This window comes from Aeromonas sp. R3-1 (assembly GCF_040908345.1).
In the GTDB taxonomy this organism is placed as follows: Bacteria; Pseudomonadota; Gammaproteobacteria; order Enterobacterales; family Aeromonadaceae; genus Aeromonas; species Aeromonas veronii.
In genome coordinates, this window is the sequence record NZ_JBFODN010000090.1 from 27771 (window position 1) to 47886 (window position 20116).

Here is a 20116-nt window from a genome sequence, read left to right on the forward strand (position 1 = left end):
GCCTGGCTTTTTATCACTCGTTGGGTTCAACATTTTCTACCCTGGCCTTGAGCTTCTGGCCAGGCCGGAAGGTCACCACGCGGCGGGCGCTGATAGGAATATCCTCGCCCGTCTTGGGGTTACGTCCGGGACGCTGATTCTTCTCACGAAGGTCAAAGTTACCGAAGCCTGAAATCTTGACTTGTTCACCACGCTCAAGCGCCTGTCGGATTTCCTCAAAGAAGGCTTCCACCATATCTTTGGCTTCACGCTTGCTCATCCCGAGCTGGGTGAACAGGTGCTCTGCAATGTCGGCTTTGGTAAGCGCCATAGATCAATCCCTCAAGGATGCATTCAACTCTTCACCAAGGGCCCGCACGACATTGTCTACGGTCTCGGCAATCTCTTTCTCCTCCAGGGTGCGCTGGGTATCTTGCAATACAAGACTGATGGCCAGGCTCTTCTTGTCCTCTGCCATACCAGCACCCTGGTATACGTCAAACAAGTTTATTCCAACTACCTGATTTCCGCCAACTTTTTTAATTACCGCAAGCACATCACCTGCCAGAACCTGACGATCGACCACCACGGCGATGTCGCGACGGTTCGCCGGGAACTTGGAAACTTCGGCTGCCACAGGCACCTTGGCCGGGGTCAGCTTGTCCAGCTCCAGCTCAAACATCACCGCGCGGCTCTTGAGGCCCAGCTTCTTCTCGAGGCTCGGGTGGATCACGCCGATGTGGCCGATGATCTCGCCATTGCGCAGGATGGCTGCGCTCTGGCCCGGGTGCAGGGCGCTGTGCTCGGTGCGCTCGAAGGTAAAGGTGGCCCCTTCGGCGGTCAAGTCCAGCACCGCTTCCAGATCCCCTTTTAAATCAAAGAAGTCGGCTGCGCGGGTTTTGATGTCCCAGTGCTCGTCGCTCTGGTTGCCAGTGATGATACCGGCCAGCATCGGCTCCTGACGGATGCCATTCTCGGCGCTTTCATCCTTGATGAAACGCAGACCCTGTTCAAACAGACGCACACGCGGCTGCTGACGGTTCTGGTTGTAAACAACGGCCTGCACCAGACCCGGGAACAGAGAGACGCGCATGGCGGACATCTCGACCGAGATCGGGTTCGGCAGTACGATGGCGTCACTCTGCGGGAACAGGGTTTGCTGGGTCTTGGGATCGACGAAGCTGTAGGTGATCGCTTCCTGGAAACCGCGGTCAACCAGCAGGTCGCGCACGCGCTTCAAGGTCACCTGCCCTTCTGCCTGCTCCACCATCGCCAGAGAGGCGGCGGGTTTGAGGTTCGGGATGTTGTTGTAGCCGTAGATGCGGGCCACTTCCTCGATGAGATCTTCCTCGATGGCGATATCGAAACGCCAGGAGGGTGCCAGCGCGGTCCAACCGTCAGCATCCACAGTGACTTGCATGCCAAGGCGGGTGAGGATCTCGACCACCTGAGCATCAGCCACGCTGATACCGATCACTTTGTCGAGCTTGCTGCGACGCAGCTTGATGGGTGCCGCTTTCGGCAGATGGGCATCGGATTTGACCTCGATGACCGGGCCGGCTTCACCGCCGCAGATATCCAGCAGCAAACGGGTGGCACGATCCATCACCTTGGCTTGCAGCTGCGGATCAACCCCGCGCTCGAAGCGATGGGAAGAGTCGGTGTGCAGACCGTAAGCACGAGCATGGCCGGTGATGGAGAGCGGCGCGAAGAAGGCGCACTCCAGCAGGATGTCGGTGGTGGTCTCGGATACACCGGTGCGGTTACCGCCGAAGATCCCGGCCATGCAGGCAGGGCCTTTGGCATCAGCAATCACCAGGGTGGTCTCTTTGAGCTTCACTTCGTTGCCATCGAGCAGGGTCATCGGCTCATCGGCGTGGGCACGACGCACCACCAGTTCCCCTTCCAGGGTAGCCAGATCGAAGGCGTGCATCGGCTGACCGTATTCCAGCAGCAGGTAGTTGGTGATGTCGACGATGGCGTCGATGGAGCGAATGCCGCCACGGCGCAGCTTCTCTTGCATCCAGAGCGGACTTTGGGCCTGCAGGTTTAGCCCCTTGATAACGCGCCCCAGATAACGGGGGCAATCGGCGGTTGCTTCAACCCGGATCGGGAAAGTTGCATCGATGGTGGCAACAGCTGGTGCCCAGGTCGGCTCGACCACGTCCACGCTGTTGAGCACGCCAATTTCGCGGGCCAGACCGGCGATACCGAGGCAATCGGCACGGTTCGGGGTCAGATCCACGTCGATGGAGACGTCGTTCAGATTGAGGTAGTCGCGAATATCGGTACCGATGGGGGCATCTGCCGGCAGCTCGATGATGCCATCGGCTTCAACGTCGATACCCAGCTCACTGAAAGAGCAGAGCATGCCGTGAGACGGCTGGCCACGCAGCTTGGCTTTCTTGATGGTGAAATCACCCGGCAGGGTCGCCCCTACTTTGGCCACACACACTTTGAGGCCCTGACGGCAGTTCGGCGCACCGCAGACGATGTCCAGCAGCTCGGCCTCGCCCACGTTGACCTTGGTCACCCGCAGCTTGTCGGCGTCCGGATGCTGGGCGCACTCGACCACTTCACCCACCACCACATTGTTGAACTGGCCAGCCACCGCTTCCACGGCGTCAACTTCCAGACCGGCCATGGTGATCTGCTCGGCCAGTGCATTGTCACTCAACTCGGTGCGGACCCACTCCATCACCCAGGATTTACTGAATTTCATGTTCTCTCGCCCTTACTTGAACTGCTTGAGGAAGCGCAGGTCGTTTTCGAAGAAGGCACGCAGGTCGTTGACCCCGTAACGCAGCATGGTCAGGCGCTCAACGCCCATGCCGAAGGCAAAGCCGGAGTATCTTTCCGGATCGATGCCGACCGAACGCAGTACGTTCGGGTGCACCATGCCGCAGCCCAGCACTTCCAGCCACTTGCCGTTCTTGCCCATCACGTCTACTTCGGCGCTCGGCTCGGTGAACGGGAAGTAGGAAGGACGGAAGCGAATGGTCAGGTCTTCCTCGAAGTAGTTGCGCAGGAAGTCGTGCAGAATGCCCTTCAGCTCGGTAAAGCTGGCATGCTCGTCAACCAGCAGGCCTTCAACCTGATGGAACATCGGGGTGTGGGTCATGTCGTAGTCGTTACGATAGACGCGGCCCGGTGCAATGATGCGGATCGGCGGCTGCTGATGCTCCATGGTGCGGATCTGCACACCAGAGGTGTGGGTACGCAGCATCAGATCAGGATTGAAGTAGAAGGTATCGTGATCGGTACGCGCCGGGTGATGAGCCGGAATATTCAGCGCATCGAAGTTGTGAAAGCCATCTTCAATCTCGGGACCACGGGCAACCTTGAAGCCCATCTCGCCAAACAGGCGCTCGATGCGCTCGATGGTGCGGGTTACCGGGTGCAGACCGCCATTCTCGATGCGGCGGCCCGGCAGGCTGACGTCGATGGTCTCGGCAGCCAGCTTCTGGTTCAGCACGGCGACTTCGAGTGCTTCACGACGCTCGTTCAGCGCATCCTGAACCTGCTGTTTGGCCTGGTTGATCACGGCGCCCGCGGCGGGACGCTCTTCGGCAGACAAGGCGCCCAGGCCCTTCATCTGCTCGGTAAAAAAGCCCTTTTTACCCAGATATTTGACCCGGATTTCGTCGAGGGTCGCGATATCGCTCACGCCCTCAATTTCGGCTCTGGCTTGGCCGACTACTTCTTCAAGCTGTTGCATGTCTTCCTCGTCACCACTCCCGGTACAGGAGCCTTTAGGCTAAATAAGGTCAAGAGGGGAATAATACAAAAAAAGCCCCTTCGCTGACCATAGTTAAGGTGGGCTTTTCTCCCTACAAATCATTTTGTTATATCAAGCGAGTCTCATCGACTCACCGCCACTCCTGAAATATTAGAACAAACACCTAGTTTGTTGGCATATAAGCCATTTGTTTAACAGGTCATCTCGCACATATCGCCTTGTATGGAGAAAACTGTAGCGCGTGTAAAACAGTGGACAGAATATGGATGGGAGAAAGGGAAAAGTAATGTGAAACCGTGAATGACAAACACAAAAAAGGAGGCCTGAGCCTCCTTTTAGCGTTTATAACAGAACTGGATTAAACCAGAGCTGCTTTAGCTTTTTCAACCAGGGCGGTGAAAGCCATTTTGTCGTGAACGGCGATATCGGACAGGATCTTACGATCGATCTCGATAGAAGCCTTCTTCAGACCGTTGATCAGACGGCTGTAGGACAGACCGTTCTGACGGGCTGCAGCGTTGATACGCGCAATCCACAGCTGACGGAACTGACGCTTTTTCTGGCGACGGTCACGGTAGGCATACTGACCAGCTTTGGTTACCGCTTGTACCGCTACGCGGTAAACACGGGAACGGGCGCCGTAGTAACCTTTGGCGGCTTTCATTACTTTCTTGTGACGAGCTCGAGCAGTCACACCACGTTTAACTCTTGGCATTTTTCACATCCCCCCTTATGCGTACGGCAGACAAGCGACAACACGTTTGTGGTCGGCAGCAGAAACCATGAATTTCGGCCCCAGCTGACGCTTACGCTTGCTGCTCTTCTTGGTCAGGATGTGACGCAGGTGGTTGTGCTTGCACTTGAAGCGACCCGAGCCAGTCTTCTTGAAGCGCTTTGCAGCACCCCGGTTGGTTTTCATCTTCGGCATTTCATACTCCGCATTGTGAGTGACAACAAAATCGCAAGGCGAACCAACTCATGGGGCAAGCCCCATGAGTCAATTTCTTGTGGGCCTTAAGATTTCTTCTTAGGTGCGAGGACCATCACAGCTTGACGGCCTTCGACTTTCGGGAACGACTCGACTACGGCCAACTCTTCCAGATCGTTCTTGACGCGCTCCAGAACCTTGATACCAAGATCCTGGTGGGCCATTTCACGACCACGGAAGCGCAGGGTGACCTTAGCCTTGTCCCCGTCTTCCAGAAAGCGAACCAGGTTGCGTAGTTTTACCTGATAGTCGCCTTCGTCAGTGCCAGGACGGAATTTGATTTCCTTAACCTGGACGACTTTCTGCTTTTTCTTCTGTTCTTTGGTTGTTTTGCTCTTTTCGTAGAGGAATTTGCCGTAATCCATGATCCGGCAAACGGGCGGCTCAGCATTTGGACTGATCTCTACCAGATCAACTCCGGCCTCTGCGGCCAAGTTCAGAGCATCCTGAATGGAGGTAATGCCAATGGCTTCACCATCCAGACCAGTCAGACGAACTTCTTTCAGACGGATCTCTTCATTGATCCGGTGAGCGCGGGCTTGCGGTTGCTTGCCCAGTTTTTTTCCGCCTTTTATAGCTTATTCCTCCACTTTCTTTTGTCCGCGGGTCTGAACTTCCTGGGTCAACAGAGCGATGAACTCTTCAACAGGATAAGTGCCCAGGTCAGCCCCTTTACGAGTCCGTACTGCAATCTTACCGGCTTCAACTTCTTTATCGCCGCAGACCAGCATGAAAGGTACTCGCTTCAAAGTATGCTCGCGGATTTTAAAGCCAATCTTCTCATTTCTCAAGTCCGCTTTTGCGCGAAGGCCCGCATCATTCAATGCTTTGGCTACTTTCACCGCATAATCGGCCTGATTGTCCGTGATATTCATGACCACAGCCTGAGTCGGTGCCAACCAGGTCGGGAACAGACCGGCGTACTCTTCAGTCAGAATACCGATGAAGCGCTCGATAGAACCCAGGATGGCCCGGTGGATCATCACAGGTACATGGCGATCGTTGTTTTCGCCCACATAAGTGGCACCCAGACGACCAGGCAGGGCAAAGTCGAGCTGCACGGTACCACATTGCCACGCACGATCAAGGCAATCGTGCAGGGTAAATTCAATCTTGGGACCGTAGAATGCCCCTTCACCCGGCTGCAGATCGTACTTCAGACCGTTGAGCTCCAGCGCTTCGGCCAGCGCTTTCTCGGCGCGATCCCACATCTCATCGGAGCCGATACGCTGCTCGGGACGAGTGGAGAGCTTGACCACGATGTTCTCGAAGCCAAAGGTACCGTAGACGTCATAGACCATACGAATACAGCCGGAGACCTCTTCCATGATCTGCTCTTCGGTACAGAAGATGTGAGCGTCATCCTGAGTGAAACCGCGCACCCGCATCAGACCGTGCAGGGAACCGGACGGCTCGTTGCGGTGGCAGGAACCAAACTCGGCCATACGCAGCGGCAGATCGCGGTAGGACTTCAGACCCTGGTTGAAGATCTGGACGTGACCCGGGCAGTTCATCGGCTTGATGGCGTACTCGCGGTTTTCGGACTGGGTAGTGAACATGGCCTGGGCGTATTTCTCCCAGTGACCTGAACGCTCCCACAGGACGCGGTCCATCATGAACGGACCTTTCACTTCCTGATAGTCGTACTCTTTGAGCTTGCCGCGGATAAAGGTTTCCAGCTCACGGAAGATGGTCCAGCCATCGTTGTGCCAGAACACCATACCGGGTGCTTCTTCCTGCATGTGATACAGGTCGAGCTGCTTGCCGATCTTGCGGTGGTCGCGCTTGGCGGCCTCTTCCAGGCGCTGCAGATAGGCCTTGAGCTGCTTCTTGTCAGCCCAGGCGGTACCGTAGATACGCTGCAGCATCTTGTTGTTGGAGTCGCCACGCCAGTAGGCGCCGGACATCTTCAGCAACTTGAAGTGGTGGCAGTGACGCATGTTGGGCACATGCGGGCCGCGACACATGTCGATGTACTCTTCGTGATGATAGAGACCTGGCTGGTCATCACGGGCAATGTTCTGATCCAGGATTTCGACTTTGTAAGACTCGCCGCGCGCCTCGAATACATCGCGCGCTTCTTGCCAGGAGACTTTCTTCTTGATGACGTCGTAATCCTTGGCTACCAGCGCCAGCATGCGCTCTTCCAGGGCAGCCAGATCTTCATCGGTCAGTGTACGGTCAAGATCAACGTCATAGTAGAAGCCGTTGTCGATGACAGGACCGATGGCCATCTTGGTCTGGGGCCAGAGTTGCTTGATAGCATGACCCAGCAAGTGGGCGCAGGAGTGGCGCAGGATGTCCAGACCTTCTTCGTCTTTGGCGGTGATGATGGCCAGCGCAGCATCGGCTTCGATCAGCTCGCACGCATCTACCAGTTCACCGTTTACCCGACCGGCAATGCACGCCTTGGCGAGACCGGGACCGATGTCCGCAGCCACATCCATGACGGAAACAGAGTGGGCAAATTGACGTTGGCTGCCGTCAGGCAGAGTAATGATTGGCATTATGTGTTTCCTTATACAGTGGTGACCCCTACCAAAGGTCACATGCGGGATGGAAAAGAGATTCAAAAAGGTGATGTTTTGGTTCTCCACAGCACTTTGCGAAGACGGCCTGACACGTAAACCACATGTCTAACGTGACAAACCAAGCCAAAACGGCCCCATGCTACCAGAAGTCGGGCGTGCTGTATCGGATTTGCAGATATTTTCTACAGTCAAATGAGTCGCCTACCGACTATTCACCAAGCTGGGATTGCCAGTTGAAGTCAAAGTCACTGCTCCCCTCCTCTGCCAGCGCCAGCTCTTGCAGCACCTGAAGCGCCAGCTTGTTGCCCTTTTGTGCCGCCAGAAAGAGCCACTGTTTCGCCTGAGGCAAATCGACCCTGCCGCTGACCCCCATCAGATGAAGTACACCGACTTTCAGCATGGCCGGGACATCGCCATTGCGGGCAGCCTGATCCATCCAGTGAAAGGCTTGGCGCAGATCTCGCTTGACCCCAACACCGCGCAGATAGAGCTCTGCCAACCGATATTGGCCGAAGGGATCCCCTGCCTGCGCCGACTGGCGATAGAGGCTGATGGCCTGATGGATATCCTGCTCGCTCCCCTGCCCCACTTCATGGCTCCAGCCCATGAGTGCCTGTGCCCGAGGTTGGCCTTGATCGGCCAGTGGCGACCAGATCCGGGTCGCCTCATCAAAGTGACCGGTACGCCAGGCACGGTTGGCGGCAGCCATCTCCTGCTCGGTGGAGAGCGGAAGCAGACGCCAGATAACGAGGGCAAGCAGACAGATAAACAGCCAGCGGGAAGTGGTGAGTCTCATGATGATTTCCGTGATCCAGTTCTCATTTAGTTTATGTAAACGAAATGTAGCATTGCGATCAAGCAAGAGATCCCTACAACAACCCTTTTTGCACCCAGTCGATCAGCAGTTGTTGTCATTTATCCGGTGCACCTGCAAAATAACTGTATGTATAAACAGTATAGGTGCACACCATGGCAGGACGAGGCAGCCCCCACAATATCGATCACCGTTTTAGCGGCCCCCTTGTCGAAGCGGTTGATGACGGCTGGCAATCGTCCGATTGGGATGCCACCTTTACTCCTTCTGTGCCTGGCACCGAGGTGCGGGAGATCGATGCACGCAGCATCATCAGCTACAACAGCTCGCCGGATGTCCCCTTTGGTCGCTCCATCAACCCCTATCAGGGGTGCGAACACGGCTGCATCTACTGCTATGCCAGACCCAGTCACGCCTATCTGGAGCTCTCCCCTGGCCTCGATTTCGAGAGCAAGCTGTTTGCCAAACGCAATGCAGCCGACCTGCTGCGCCGGGAGTTTGCCAAACCGGCCTATCAGCCACAGACCATCTTCATTGGCGCCAATACCGACCCCTATCAACCCATCGAGCAGCGCTATCGCCTCACCCGGCAGTTGCTGGAAGTGATGCTGGCCCACCGCCATCCGGTCGGGCTCATTACAAAGAGCGCCATGATCTTGCGCGACCTCGATCTGTTGACCGAGCTGGCCAGAGAGGGACTGTGTCAGGTGATGGTGTCGGTGACGACCTTGAACGAAACCCTGCGCCGACAGCTGGAGCCCCGCGCCAGCACGGGCATCGGCCGCTTGAAAGTGATCGAGAAGCTGGCCAACGCTGGTGTACAGGTGGGGGTATTGGCCGCCCCCATGATCCCACGGCTCAATGAACCGGAGCTGGAGCAGATCATCAAATCGGCTGCCGATTCTGGCGCCAGCTGCGCCGATTACATCCTGCTACGGCGGCCCCACGAGCTGGCGCCGCTATTTGGTGACTGGCTCGATACCCACTATCCGGGCCAGAAGGAGGCTATTTTGAATCAGTTGCGAGCCAGCCGCGGTGGCGGGCTCAACAGTACCGCCTTCGGCACCCGCATGCGCGGTGAGGGGCATTTTGCCGATCTGCTGGCCCAGCGCTTTCGCCTTATCAGCAAGCGCCTTGATCTGGGCAAACGCCATATTCAGCTCAGGCTGGATGGGTTTATCCGCCCCGGGGAGCAGCTGTCGCTCTTCTAATCCCCCTTTTTACGCCCTGCATACATCAGATGCACAACCCTTGCCTTCCAAGAGGTCGAAAGGAAGACCTGCCGCGACACATCCTGTGGAAACCCCACTTTCCCAATTTTCCAAATTGGCCAACGAAGTAGCCATGTCGCCACAAGAAAGCGCTACCCGCTAAAGAGAAGGCTAACGCCTTAGCCTGCGCGCTGATCCCGACCCTGTTGCACCATTTCAACCGGCAGTCGCGAGGGTTCATGAGCCACTTCGTGCTCATCCTCTTCATACTGCGGCACCTCTGATTCGCCCCATACCCGGCTCCACCAAATTTCCCACGTGATCCAACTGGTCATATGCAGCTCCTGACGGTGAAGGTGATAGCAACAACGCACCACTCGCCCGGCAGGATAGCAGCTGGGAATGACAGGGAAATGACAAAAAAATCAGTTGTAAAAAGGCAACTGGCGGTGGCGAGGAAAAGCCGAAACAGTTCACATATTCGGCGAAATCATCCTGAAAGCGGTCACAAATCTGCAGGTTGTGGATTGCAGCTCACTCTGTTCCCACCAAAGCTGGGTTGCCCATTCAGGCATCTATAAAAACAGGGACACAATAATGAAACACACAGCGGGAATATGGGCGATCGCAGGCATGCTGATCGCCCCCTTGGCGCACGCCGACGTCATACTGCACGCCTTCAACTGGAAGTACAGTGAAGTGACCGCCAAAGCCGACCTTATCAAGTCGGCCGGTTACAAACAGGTACTCATCTCGCCATCTCTCAAGTCATCAGGCAACGAGTGGTGGGCTCGTTACCAGCCGCAGGATCTGCGTCTTGTCGACTCCCCTCTTGGCAACAAGCAGGATCTCGAACAGCTGATCGCCGCCATGAAGGCGCGAGGTATCGCCGTCTATGCCGATGTGGTGCTCAACCACATGGCCAACGAAAGCTGGAAACGCAGCGATCTCAACTATCCCGGCAACGAGCTGCTGCAAAGCTACGCCAGCAACCCGGCCTATTTCGAGCGCCAGAAACTGTTTGGCGATCTGGGGCAAAACTACCTCTCCGGTCAGGATTTTCATCCCGAAGGGTGCATCAGCGACTGGAGCGATCCGGGTCATGTCCAGTATTGGCGTCTCTGTGGCGGTGCCGGTGACAAGGGGCTGCCGGATCTGGATCCCAACAACTGGGTGGTAAGCCAGCAACAGGCCTATCTCAAGGCGCTCAAGGGGATGGGGATCAAGGGTTTTCGGGTCGATGCGGTCAAACACATGAGCGATTACCAGATCAATGCCGTGTTCACCCCCGAAATCAAACAGGGGATGCACGTGTTTGGTGAGGTGATCACCACAGGGGGTGCTGGCAGTACCGATTACGAGCGCTTCCTCAAACCCTACCTCGACAGCAGCGGCCAGGGAGCCTATGACTTTCCGCTGTTTGCCTCCCTGCGTGGTGCCTTCAGTTACGGTGGCAGCATGAACCTGCTGGCGGATCCGGGCGCCTATGGTCAGGCGCTGCCGGGCAGTCGCGCCGTCACCTTTACCGTGACCCACGACATTCCCACCAACGACGGCTTCCGCTATCAGATCTTAAGCCAGACTGACGAGAAGCTGGCCTACGCCTACCTGCTCGGCCGCGATGGCGGCTCGCCGCTGGTCTATTCGGATCACGGCGAGACCCAGGCCAAGGATGGACTGCGCTGGCAGGATTACTACCAGCGAGCCGATCTCAAGGGGATGATCCGCTTCCACAATGCGGTGCAGGGTCAACCCATGCAGCTGGTCGGCAGCGGTGACTGCTTCGTGCTGTTCAAACGGGGCAAACAGGGGCTGGTCGGTATCAACAAGTGCGACTATGAGCAGGAGTACTGGCTCGATACCGCCAGGTTCGAGATGAACTGGTATCGCAACTATCGGGACGTGCTCGACCAAGGGGCCGTGGTCAACGTGCAGAGCCAGTGGGTACGGGTCGCCATTCCCGCCCGCAGCGCCAAAATGTGGCTGCAGGAGTGATCCAGCCTTAAGATCAGCGGAGAGTCATAAAAAGCAGACAAATAAAAAGAGCGACCACCAAGGTCGCTCTTTTTGATCAGAGACTTTACTCGGGTAACAGGTGACGATTACTCGTCGCCCGCTTCCCCTGCATCGACTGCATCGACTGCATCAGTGCCGGTCGCGGTATCGGTACCTTCAGATACCTCACCGTCAACGGCCAGCGCGTCGTTCTCGTCTTCGTCGCTCTCGGCAATGCGCTGCAGGCCAACCACGGTCTCGTCTTCACCGGTACGGATCAGACGGACACCGCCGGTGTTACGGCCAATGACGCTCACCTCTGCAACACGGGTACGCACCAGAGTACCGCCGTTGGTGATCAGCATGATCTGGTCGGTATCTTCGACCTGGATCGCATCGATCACCTTGCCATTGCGCTCATCCACCTTGATGGAGATAACACCCTGGGTACCACGGCTCTTGGTCGGGTATTCGGCCAACGCAGTCCGCTTGCCGTAACCGTTCTCGGTGGCGGTGAGGATGGCACCTTCGCCGCGCGGAACGATGAGGGAAACCACCTTGTCACCGGCGCCCAGCTTGATGCCACGGACACCGGCTGCGGTACGACCCATCGGACGCACACCCTTGAAGGTACCCTTGCTTTCGGTGCCTTCGCCGTTGTCGCTACCATCATCGTCGTTGCCGGCATCGTCGTCGGTTTCAACGTCATCGCTGACATCCGCATCGGCGCGATCTGTTTCCGAACGACCGCTGCCTTCGGCGAAGCGAACGACTTTGCCCGCGTCGGAGAAGAGCATGATCTCGTTGCTGCCATCGGTGATATCCACCCCGATCAGCTCATCACCCTCTTTAAGGTTGATGGCACGAATACCGGAGGAGAGCGGACGGCTGAAGTCGGAGAGGCTGGTCTTCTTCACGGTACCGTTGGCGGTGGCAAAGAACACATACTTCTCGGCATCATACTCCTTCACCGGCAGGATAGCGGTGATACGCTCACCCTCTTCCAGCGGCAGCAGGTTGATGATCGGACGACCACGGGCGCCACGGGACGCTTCCGGCAGCTGGTAAACCTTGAGCCAGTAGACCTTGCCACGGGTGGAGAAGCACAGAATGGTGTCATGGGTGTTGGCCACCAGCAGACGCTCCACAAAGTCCTCTTCCTTGATCCGGGTGGCCGACTTGCCACGACCACCGCGGCGCTGGGCCTCGTAGTCGGAGAGCGGCTGATACTTCACATAGCCCTGGTGAGACAGGGTGACCACCACGTCTTCCGGGGTGATCAGATCTTCGATGTTGATCTCGGCACTGGACATGCTGATCTCGGTGCGACGCTCGTCACCATACTGCTCACGCACGGCCAGCAGTTCATCGCGGATCACTTCCATCAGACGAGCCGGGCTCGCCAGGATGTGCAGCAGCTCGGCGATCAGATCCAGCAGAGATTGGTACTCTTCCAGGATCTTCTCGTGCTCGAGGCCGGTCAGCTTGTGCAGACGCAGGTCAAGGATGGCCTGGGCTTGCTGTTCGGTCAGGAAGTATTGACCTTCACGGATACCAAACTCAGGCTCCAGCCACTCTGGCCGTGCCGCGTCGTCGCCCGCTTTTTCCAGCATGGCGGCCACGTTGCCGAGTTCCCAGCCCTTGGCAACCAGGCCCGCTTTCGCGTCGGCCGGGGTCGCGCTGTGGCGGATCAGCTCGATGATGGGATCAATGTTGGCCAGCGCAACCGCCAGACCTTCCAAAATGTGTGCCCGATCCCGCGCCTTGCGCAGTTCGAACACGGTCCGGCGAGTCACCACTTCACGGCGGTGCAGCAGGAACGCATCCAGGATCTCTTTAAGGTTCATCACCTTGGGCTGGTTGTTATCGAGCGCCACCATGTTGATGCCGAACGTAGTCTGCATCTGGGTGTGCTTGTAGAGATTGTTCAGCACGATCTCGCCGGACTCGCCGCGCTTGATCTCGATAACGATGCGCATGCCGTCTTTGTCAGACTCATCGCGCAGGGCACTGATGCCCTCGATCTTCTTCTCTTTGACCAGCTCGGCGATCTTCTCGATCAGTCGAGCCTTGTTCACCTGATAGGGGATCTCGTGAACGATGATGGTCTCGCGACTGGTCTTCTCGTCCACTTCCACTTCAGCTTTGGCCCGCACATAGATGGAGCCACGACCGGTACGGTACGCCTGCACGATGCCGGAACGACCGTTGATAATGCCGCCGGTGGGGAAATCCGGGCCGGTGATGTAGGTCATCAGCTCGTCAATGGTGAGGTCGCCATTTTCGATCAGCGCCAGACAGCCATTGACAATCTCGGTGAGGTTGTGAGGCGGAATGTTGGTCGCCATGCCCACCGCAATACCGGAGGAGCCGTTGACCAGCAGGTTGGGAACCTTGGTAGGCATGACCGCCGGGATCATCTCGGTGCCGTCATAGTTCGGCACCCAGTCCACGGTCTCTTTGTCCAGATCGGCCAGCAGCTCGTGGGAGATGCGGGCCATCCGCACTTCGGTATAACGCATCGCCGCGGCGCTGTCGCCGTCGACTGAACCGAAGTTGCCCTGACCATCGACCAGCATGTAACGCATGGAGAAATCCTGCGCCATCCGGACAATGGTGTCATACACAGCGACATCGCCGTGCGGGTGATATTTACCGATTACGTCACCGACCACACGGGCCGATTTTTTATAGGGCTTGTTCCAGTCGTTCCCCAACTCGTTCATAGCAAACAGAACGCGGCGGTGAACCGGTTTCAAGCCATCACGCACATCCGGCAGAGCTCGTCCTACGATCACGCTCATGGCGTAATCAAGATAGGAACTCTTGAGCTCTTCTTCGATGTTGACCGGCGTGATCTCTCTGGCCAGATCGCTCATAGAAAGCCTTATCCCTAATTAGTTGTTCTTTGGCTTAAACAGCGCGACATGGTAACACACTGAGCCAAATACCTTAAGCCACAAATCGGGTATCAGATCGGGCTGGTGTGACAAAGTCCGTCCGTTATAATGCCCGCCAGGACAATAGATTGCGCCCATGACTCAGAAGCGGGCGCCCTGCCACAGGATCTTCGAAAAATGAACAGTGATGCCAATGTCGATCTGACAGAAATCGCCAAGTTTGAAGCCATCGCCTCCCGCTGGTGGGACATGGAAGGTGAATTCAAACCCCTGCATCAAATCAATCCGGTACGCCTTGACTGGATCACCGACAAAAGTGGCGGTCTGTTTGGCAAGCGCATGCTCGATATCGGATGTGGTGGCGGCATCCTCTCCGAGAGCATGGCCCGCCGTGGTGCCAGGGTCACCGGCATCGACATGGGCAAGGAGCCCCTCGGCGTCGCCCGCTTGCACGCCCTTGAGCAGGGGGTCGAGCTAGAATATCGCCAGATCACTGCCGAAGCACACGCTGAAGAAGCCCCCGGCCAGTATGACGTGGTCACCTGCATGGAGATGCTGGAGCATGTGCCGGATCCCGCCTCCGTGCTGCGCGCCATCGCCACCCTGGTGCGCCCGGGCGGCCGGGTGTTCGTCTCCACCATCAACCGCAACCCCAAATCCTATCTGATGATGATCATCGGGGCCGAATACCTGATGAAGATGGTGCCCAAGGGTACCCACGATCACAAAAAATTCATCACCCCGGCCGAACTGTGTCGCATGGGTGAAGCAGCTGGCCTGCTGGTGCGGGATATGAGCGGGGTGCACTATGCACCGCTCTCCAACAGTTTCAAGCTCGGCAAGAATGTCGACGTCAACTATATGGTGGAGTTTGTCCGCCCGGAGCACGGTTGATGAGCTTCTCTCACCAGCTGCCTCTTCGTTGCGTGCTGTTCGATCTGGATGGCACCCTGCTCGACACAGCCCCGGATCTGGGGGCCGCCGTCAACCATGTACTGATCAGCGAAGGCTTTGCGCCGCTCTCTGACGACATCATTCGTCAGACCACCTCCCACGGGGCACTCGGGCTGCTGAAAGCGGGCCTCGGCGATGAACTGCTTGAGGAGCTGGGGGCCACGCGCCTGCGCAATGCCCTGCTCGACTACTACGCGGCCAATCTCTGCGTCGGTACCCGCCCCTATGAGGGAATGGTGGACCTTATCGAGTGGCTGGATGAAAAACAGATCCCCTGGGGCATCGTCACCAACAAGCCGGGCTTTCTCACCGAGCCACTGCTGGCAGCCCTGCCAGAGCTTGCCAGCTGCGGCGTCACTGTCAGTGCCGATACCCTGCCGGTACGCAAGCCCGACCCCACCCCCATGTTCTTTGCTTGTGAGAAGCTGGGGGTCGAAGCAGCTCACTGCCTCTATGTGGGGGATCATGTGCGGGATATCGAAGCGGGCCGCAATGCTGGCATGCGCACCGCGGTCGCTGGCTGGGGCTATCTCAATGATGAGGAAGATCCCGCCCAGTGGGGCGCCGATCTGCAGTTTGATACCGTGCAGGCCCTGCACCACTGGCTGCGCTATGAGTTGACGGCCAAGGCGTAACGCGCAGCGATAACGGGGCGAAGAGACTCTTCGCCCTTGCATCTCTTCCTTTACGCTCCCGCGTCCTGCGTCACCATCACTCGTCTATTCATGGATAATAAAGGCAGCTTTCTGCCTGTTGGATACCCATTTGACAAGCTCGCAGCCGTCACAAAGCGGCCACAAACCACCGTCATCTGATGCAAAGCCCTTGCCACGCTGAACCCGCGGCTGCGACAACTGGACAGCTTTTGACCCTTGTTGCATAAGGGATAATCAGCCGCCGTTTGCTAGTAAAAAGCCCCCCGTTTCGCAAGCAAAAAAAGTTATTTAAATTTTCCATCTTCGATCGCGAGACTTGCATTTAGCGGAGCGGACGAATGAAAACCCGCTCACTGTGAGCGGTCACTAACTGATGGGGCAAGACTCACAATTTATCCACAGCTCGTCACTTATCCACACATTGCAATGGCTGGCTGACCTCACTATCTTGTAGCTCGAACTTAAAATAACACTACATCTTGTGATTCATCGCACAATCTCTACCCAACTCCCGCACACCGCCGGAGCCTGGGTAGCGCCATTATGCGATGGTTTTTCGGGAATCAACTGAAGGTCATCAGCCAATGAACTTGTTTGTGACGAAGCGTAACGGACACAAAGAACCCATCGATCTGGATAAAATTCACCGCGTGCTGGACTGGGCCGCCGAAGGGCTCGACAACGTGTCGGTCTCCCAGGTAGAGCTCAAATCCCACATCCAGTTCTATGACGGTATCCGTACCGCCGACATTCACGAAACCATCATCAAGGCGACGGCTGATCTCATCTCCGAGCAGACCCCGGACTACCAGTACATGGCCGCCCGTCTGGCCATCTTCCACCTGCGCAAGAAAGCCTACGGCCAGTTCGAACCGCCCCACCTCTACCAGCACGTGGCTCGTCTGGTGGACATGGGCAAGTACGACAAGCACCTGCTGGAAGACTACACCCAGGCCGAATTCGAAGAGCTGAACACCCATCTGGATCACTGGCGCGACATGGATTTCTCCTACGCGGCAGTCAAACAGCTGGAAGGCAAATATCTGGTCCAGAACCGCGTTACCGGCGAGATCTACGAGAGCCCGCAGTTCCTCTATATGCTGGTTGCGGCCTGCCTCTTCTCCAAGTATCCGAAAGATACCCGTCTGGACTACATCAAGCGCTTCTATGATGCGGTCTCGACCTTCAAGATCTCCCTGCCGACCCCAATCATGAGCGGCGTGCGTACACCGACCCGCCAGTTCAGCTCCTGCGTGCTGATCGAGTGCGACGACAGCCTGGATTCCATCAACGCCACCGCCAGCTCCATCGTGCGTTACGTTTCCCAGCGCGCCGGTATCGGCATCAACGCCGGTCGCATCCGCGGTCTGGGCAGCCCCATCCGTGGCGGCGAAGCGTTCCACACCGGTTGCATCCCCTTCTACAAATACTTCCAGACTGCCGTGAAGTGCTGCTCCCAGGGCGGCGTGCGCGGCGGTGCGGCCACCCTGTTCTACCCGCTGTGGCATACCGAAGTGGAAAGCCTGCTGGTTCTGAAGAACAACCGCGGCGTGGAAGAGAACCGTGTTCGTCACATGGACTACGGCGTGCAGATCAACAAGCTGATGTACCAGCGCCTCATCAAGGGCGGTGACATCACCCTGTTCTCCCCGTCCGATGCGCCGGGTCTGTACGATGCCTTCTTTGCCGATCAGGACAAGTTTGAAGAGCTCTACGTCAAGTACGAGCAAGATCCGGCCATTCGCAAGAAGACCCTGAAAGCGGTAGACCTCTTCTCCTTGATGATGCAAGAGCGTGCCGGTACCGGTCGCATCTACATCCAGAACGTCGATCACTGCAACACACACAGCCCGTTCGACCCGAGCGTGGCGCCGGTACGCCAGTCCAACCTCTGCCTCGAGATTGCGCTGCCGACCAAGCCGCTCAACAACATCGACGACGAGAGTGGCGAAATCGCCCTGTGCACCCTCTCCGCCTTCAACCTCGGTGCCATCGAGAAGCTGGAAGATCTGGAAGAGATGGCCGATCTGGCCGTGCGTGCCCTCGACGCCCTGCTCGACTATCAGGACTACCCGATCGCCGCCGCCAAGAAGGGCAGCATGGGTCGTCGTACCCTGGGGATCGGCGTCATCAACTACGCCTACTACCTGGCCAAAAACGGTGCCCGTTACTCCGATGGCTCCGGTCTGGCCCTGACTCACCGTACCTTCGAGGCCATTCAGTACTACCTGCTGAAAGCCTCCGTGCAGCTGGCCCGCGAGTTCGGCCCCTGCCCGCTGTTTGGCGAGACCACCTACGCGCAAGGTATCCTGCCCATCGACACCTACAAGAAGGATCTGGATGCGCTGTGCAACGAGCCGCTGCATCTGGATTGGGAAAGCCTGCGTGAAGAGATCAAGTCCGTGGGCTTGCGTAACTCCACCCTGACCGCCCTGATGCCGAGCGAGACCTCCAGCCAGATCTCCAACGCCACCAACGGTATCGAGCCACCGCGCGGTCTGGTGTCGGTCAAGGCCTCCAAAGACGGCATTCTCAAACAGGTGGTGCCCGAGTATGATCGCCTGAAAGATCAATACGAATTGCTCTGGAAGCAACCGAGCGTTGACGGCTACCTGCAGCTGGTCGGTATCATGCAGAAGTTTGTGGATCAGGCGATCTCCGCCAACACCAACTACGACCCTGCCCGTTTCGAAGGCAACAAGGTCCCGATGAAACAGCTGCTCAAGGACTTGCTGACCGCCTACAAATACGGCCTCAAGACCCTGTACTATCACAACACCCGTGATGGTGCAGACGATGCCCAGACCGACCTGCAAGATGACGGTTGCGCTGGCGGGGCTTGCAAAATCTAAGTCACGGCAAGAACTGATAACCGGGCGGGAGCATGAAGCTCCCGCTCTCCTGTTTTCTCTATTCACATATTCTGGTAACCATGGCCTATTCAACTTTCTGCCAAACCCAAAACGACCAGCTCAAAGAGCCGATGTTTTTTGGCCAATCGGTCAACGTAGCCCGTTATGATCAACAAAAGCACGAAGTGTTCGAGCGGCTGATCGAGAAGCAGCTCTCCTTCTTCTGGCGCCCGGAAGAGGTGGATGTCTCCCGTGATCGCATCGACTATCAGGCCCTGCCACCGCACGAGCAGCACATCTTCATCTCCAACCTGAAGTACCAGACCCTGCTGGACTCCATTCAGGGTCGCAGCCCCAACGTGGCCCTGCTGCCGCTAGTCTCCATTCCGGAGCTGGAAACCTGGATTGAGACCTGGGCCTTCTCCGAGACCATCCACTCTCGCTCCTACACCCATATCATCCGCAATATCGTCAACACCCCCGCCCAGGTGTTCGACGACATCGTGACCAACGAGCAGATCTTGAAGCGCGCTGGCTCCATCAGCCACTTCTACGACGATCTGATCGAAGCAACCGCCCTCTTCAACCTGCATGGTGAAGGGACCCACACCGTCGCTGGCCGCGAGGTGACCATCACCTTGCGCGAGCTCAAGAAGAAGCTCTATCTGTGCCTGATGAGTGTCAACGCGCTGGAAGCAATTCGCTTCTACGTCAGCTTCGCCTGCTCCTTTGCCTTCGCCGAGCGTGAACTGATGGAAGGCAACGCCAAGATCATCAAGATGATCGCCCGCGACGAAGCGCTGCACCTCACCGGCACCCAGCACATGCTGAACCTGATGCGCACCGGCCAGGATGACCCGGAGATGGCCGAGATCGCCGCCGAGTGCGAACAGGCCTGCTTCGAGATCTTCAAGGAAGCAGCCATTCAGGAGAAGGAGTGGGCCGAGTACCTGTTCCAGGACGGCTCCATGATCGGCCTGAACAAGGACATCCTCTGCCAGTACGTGGAGTACATCACCAACTTGCGCATGAGCGCGGTCGGCCTGCAGCCAGCCTTTGCCGGCACCAAGCAGAACCCGATCCCCTGGATCAACACCTGGCTGTCATCCGACAACGTGCAGGTCGCCCCGCAAGAGGTAGAGGTCAGCTCCTATCTGGTCGGTCAGATCGACAGCGAAGTCAATGCCGATGACCTGGGTGATTTCGAGCTGTGAGTGACGCCACCAACACGCTGACCCCTGCCCCGCACGCGCCTGCTGAACAGCATGCGGTCGTGGCACCACGGGTACATACCCGAGATGGTGCCGTGCTGCACGCCCATCCCGGCGAAAGCGTGTTGGAGACCCTGGAGCGCCACGGTCATCATGTGGAATTCCAGTGTCGCAGCGGCTATTGCGGCGCCTGCCGCACTCCGCTGATGGCTGGCAAGGTGCACTATCCTGCGGTGCCCTTGGCATTCGTCGCCCAAGGGGAGTGCCTCCCCTGCTGCTGCAAACC

The 20116-nt window shown here is 57.3% G+C and carries 17 protein-coding genes; 7 read left to right on the forward strand and 10 right to left on the reverse strand.

The window, feature by feature from the left end:
* Positions 1 to 13 precede the first annotated feature (13 nt).
* From ihfA to AB5Y85_RS06005, 8 genes are all read right to left on the reverse strand, one after another.
* Positions 14 to 310 carry an integration host factor subunit alpha gene (gene ihfA / locus AB5Y85_RS05970; protein WP_005300715.1) on the reverse strand — a complete coding sequence of 99 codons (297 nt, stop codon included), beginning with the start codon at positions 308 to 310 and terminating at the stop codon, positions 14 to 16.
* A 3-nt stretch (positions 311 to 313) separates the two neighbouring features.
* Positions 314 to 2701, reverse strand: coding sequence for a phenylalanine--tRNA ligase subunit beta (gene pheT / locus AB5Y85_RS05975; protein ID WP_257686973.1), 2388 nt, complete (start codon positions 2699 to 2701; stop codon positions 314 to 316).
* A gap of 12 nt (positions 2702 to 2713) precedes the next feature.
* Positions 2714 to 3697 (reverse strand): phenylalanine--tRNA ligase subunit alpha, encoded by a 984-nt coding sequence (gene pheS, locus AB5Y85_RS05980; RefSeq protein ID WP_047434976.1) that lies wholly within the window; start codon positions 3695 to 3697, stop codon positions 2714 to 2716.
* Positions 3698 to 4076: 379 nt separating this feature from the next.
* The gene (gene rplT, locus AB5Y85_RS05985) at positions 4077 to 4433 is read right to left on the reverse strand and encodes a 50S ribosomal protein L20 (protein WP_005336687.1); all 357 of its coding nucleotides are present in this window, start codon (positions 4431 to 4433) and stop codon (positions 4077 to 4079) included.
* A gap of 15 nt (positions 4434 to 4448) precedes the next feature.
* A complete protein-coding gene (gene rpmI / locus AB5Y85_RS05990; RefSeq protein ID WP_005336688.1) occupies positions 4449 to 4646 on the reverse strand; it encodes a 50S ribosomal protein L35 in 198 nt (65 codons plus the stop codon).
* A gap of 86 nt (positions 4647 to 4732) precedes the next feature.
* Complete coding sequence (infC, locus tag AB5Y85_RS05995) at positions 4733 to 5263, reverse strand: translation initiation factor IF-3 (protein WP_196783562.1); 531 nt, start codon at positions 5261 to 5263, stop codon at positions 4733 to 4735.
* Between the two features lie 21 nt (positions 5264 to 5284).
* Positions 5285 to 7213, reverse strand: a complete 1929-nt coding sequence (gene thrS / locus AB5Y85_RS06000; RefSeq protein WP_005336690.1) for a threonine--tRNA ligase — start codon at positions 7211 to 7213, stop codon at positions 5285 to 5287.
* A 232-nt stretch (positions 7214 to 7445) separates the two neighbouring features.
* Entirely contained in the window at positions 7446 to 8033 is a 588-nt protein-coding gene (locus tag AB5Y85_RS06005) for a tetratricopeptide repeat protein (RefSeq protein WP_257686974.1), read from the reverse strand.
* 173 nt (positions 8034 to 8206) lie between these two features.
* Between AB5Y85_RS06005 and AB5Y85_RS06010 the strand changes: the two genes are divergently transcribed.
* Complete coding sequence (locus AB5Y85_RS06010) at positions 8207 to 9262, forward strand: PA0069 family radical SAM protein (protein WP_257686975.1); 1056 nt, start codon at positions 8207 to 8209, stop codon at positions 9260 to 9262.
* A gap of 179 nt (positions 9263 to 9441) precedes the next feature.
* Here the strand turns inward: AB5Y85_RS06010 and AB5Y85_RS06015 are convergent, their stop codons facing one another.
* On the reverse strand, positions 9442 to 9597 hold the full coding sequence (locus AB5Y85_RS06015; RefSeq protein ID WP_005336695.1) for a hypothetical protein: 156 nt from the start codon (positions 9595 to 9597) through the stop codon (positions 9442 to 9444).
* 262 nt (positions 9598 to 9859) lie between these two features.
* Here AB5Y85_RS06015 and AB5Y85_RS06020 point away from each other — a divergent pair, with 262 nt between their 5' ends.
* On the forward strand, positions 9860 to 11257 hold the full coding sequence (locus tag AB5Y85_RS06020; RefSeq protein WP_368221270.1) for an alpha-amylase family protein: 1398 nt from the start codon (positions 9860 to 9862) through the stop codon (positions 11255 to 11257).
* Between the two features lie 107 nt (positions 11258 to 11364).
* Here AB5Y85_RS06020 and gyrA read toward each other — a convergent pair whose 3' ends face one another.
* Positions 11365 to 14136, reverse strand: a complete 2772-nt coding sequence (gene gyrA / locus AB5Y85_RS06025) for a DNA topoisomerase (ATP-hydrolyzing) subunit A (protein ID WP_368221271.1) — start codon at positions 14134 to 14136, stop codon at positions 11365 to 11367.
* Between the two features lie 198 nt (positions 14137 to 14334).
* Between gyrA and ubiG the strand changes: the two genes are divergently transcribed.
* From ubiG to yfaE, 5 genes are all read left to right on the forward strand, one after another.
* Positions 14335 to 15051, forward strand: coding sequence for a bifunctional 2-polyprenyl-6-hydroxyphenol methylase/3-demethylubiquinol 3-O-methyltransferase UbiG (gene ubiG, locus AB5Y85_RS06030; protein ID WP_151285996.1), 717 nt, complete (start codon positions 14335 to 14337; stop codon positions 15049 to 15051).
* Positions 15051 to 15746, forward strand: coding sequence for an HAD family hydrolase (locus AB5Y85_RS06035; protein WP_368221272.1), 696 nt, complete (start codon positions 15051 to 15053; stop codon positions 15744 to 15746). Before ubiG ends, AB5Y85_RS06035 begins: the two co-directional genes overlap by 1 nt.
* 605 nt (positions 15747 to 16351) lie before the next feature.
* Positions 16352 to 18619 carry a class 1a ribonucleoside-diphosphate reductase subunit alpha gene (nrdA, locus tag AB5Y85_RS06040; RefSeq protein WP_019838757.1) on the forward strand — a complete coding sequence of 756 codons (2268 nt, stop codon included), beginning with the start codon at positions 16352 to 16354 and terminating at the stop codon, positions 18617 to 18619.
* An 80-nt stretch (positions 18620 to 18699) separates the two neighbouring features.
* Positions 18700 to 19833 (forward strand): class Ia ribonucleoside-diphosphate reductase subunit beta, encoded by a 1134-nt coding sequence (gene nrdB, locus AB5Y85_RS06045; protein WP_257686978.1) that lies wholly within the window; start codon positions 18700 to 18702, stop codon positions 19831 to 19833.
* On the forward strand, positions 19830 to 20116 hold a 287-nt coding region (gene yfaE, locus AB5Y85_RS06050; RefSeq protein ID WP_368221273.1), incomplete at its 3' end, for a class I ribonucleotide reductase maintenance protein YfaE. The genes nrdB and yfaE, both read left to right, overlap by 4 nt.

Excerpts from the sequence above, each read along its gene's own strand:
- ihfA (WP_005300715.1), bottom strand. The coding sequence starts at position 310 with ATGGCGCTTACCAAAGCCGACATTGCAGAGCACCTGTTCACCCAGCTC.
- pheT (WP_257686973.1), bottom strand. The coding sequence starts at position 2,701 with ATGAAATTCAGTAAATCCTGGGTGATGGAGTGGGTCCGCACCGAGTTG.
- pheS (WP_047434976.1), bottom strand. The coding sequence starts at position 3,697 with ATGCAACAGCTTGAAGAAGTAGTCGGCCAAGCCAGAGCCGAAATTGAG.
- rplT (WP_005336687.1), bottom strand. The coding sequence starts at position 4,433 with ATGCCAAGAGTTAAACGTGGTGTGACTGCTCGAGCTCGTCACAAGAAA.
- rpmI (WP_005336688.1), bottom strand. The coding sequence starts at position 4,646 with ATGCCGAAGATGAAAACCAACCGGGGTGCTGCAAAGCGCTTCAAGAAG.
- thrS (WP_005336690.1), bottom strand. The coding sequence starts at position 7,213 with ATGCCAATCATTACTCTGCCTGACGGCAGCCAACGTCAATTTGCCCAC.
- AB5Y85_RS06005 (WP_257686974.1), bottom strand. The coding sequence starts at position 8,033 with ATGAGACTCACCACTTCCCGCTGGCTGTTTATCTGTCTGCTTGCCCTC.
- AB5Y85_RS06010 (WP_257686975.1), top strand. The coding sequence starts at position 8,207 with ATGGCAGGACGAGGCAGCCCCCACAATATCGATCACCGTTTTAGCGGC.
- AB5Y85_RS06015 (WP_005336695.1), bottom strand. The coding sequence starts at position 9,597 with ATGACCAGTTGGATCACGTGGGAAATTTGGTGGAGCCGGGTATGGGGC.
- AB5Y85_RS06020 (WP_368221270.1), top strand. The coding sequence starts at position 9,860 with ATGAAACACACAGCGGGAATATGGGCGATCGCAGGCATGCTGATCGCC.
- gyrA (WP_368221271.1), bottom strand. The coding sequence starts at position 14,136 with ATGAGCGATCTGGCCAGAGAGATCACGCCGGTCAACATCGAAGAAGAG.
- ubiG (WP_151285996.1), top strand. The coding sequence starts at position 14,335 with ATGAACAGTGATGCCAATGTCGATCTGACAGAAATCGCCAAGTTTGAA.
- AB5Y85_RS06035 (WP_368221272.1), top strand. The coding sequence starts at position 15,051 with ATGAGCTTCTCTCACCAGCTGCCTCTTCGTTGCGTGCTGTTCGATCTG.
- nrdA (WP_019838757.1), top strand. The coding sequence starts at position 16,352 with ATGAACTTGTTTGTGACGAAGCGTAACGGACACAAAGAACCCATCGAT.
- nrdB (WP_257686978.1), top strand. The coding sequence starts at position 18,700 with ATGGCCTATTCAACTTTCTGCCAAACCCAAAACGACCAGCTCAAAGAG.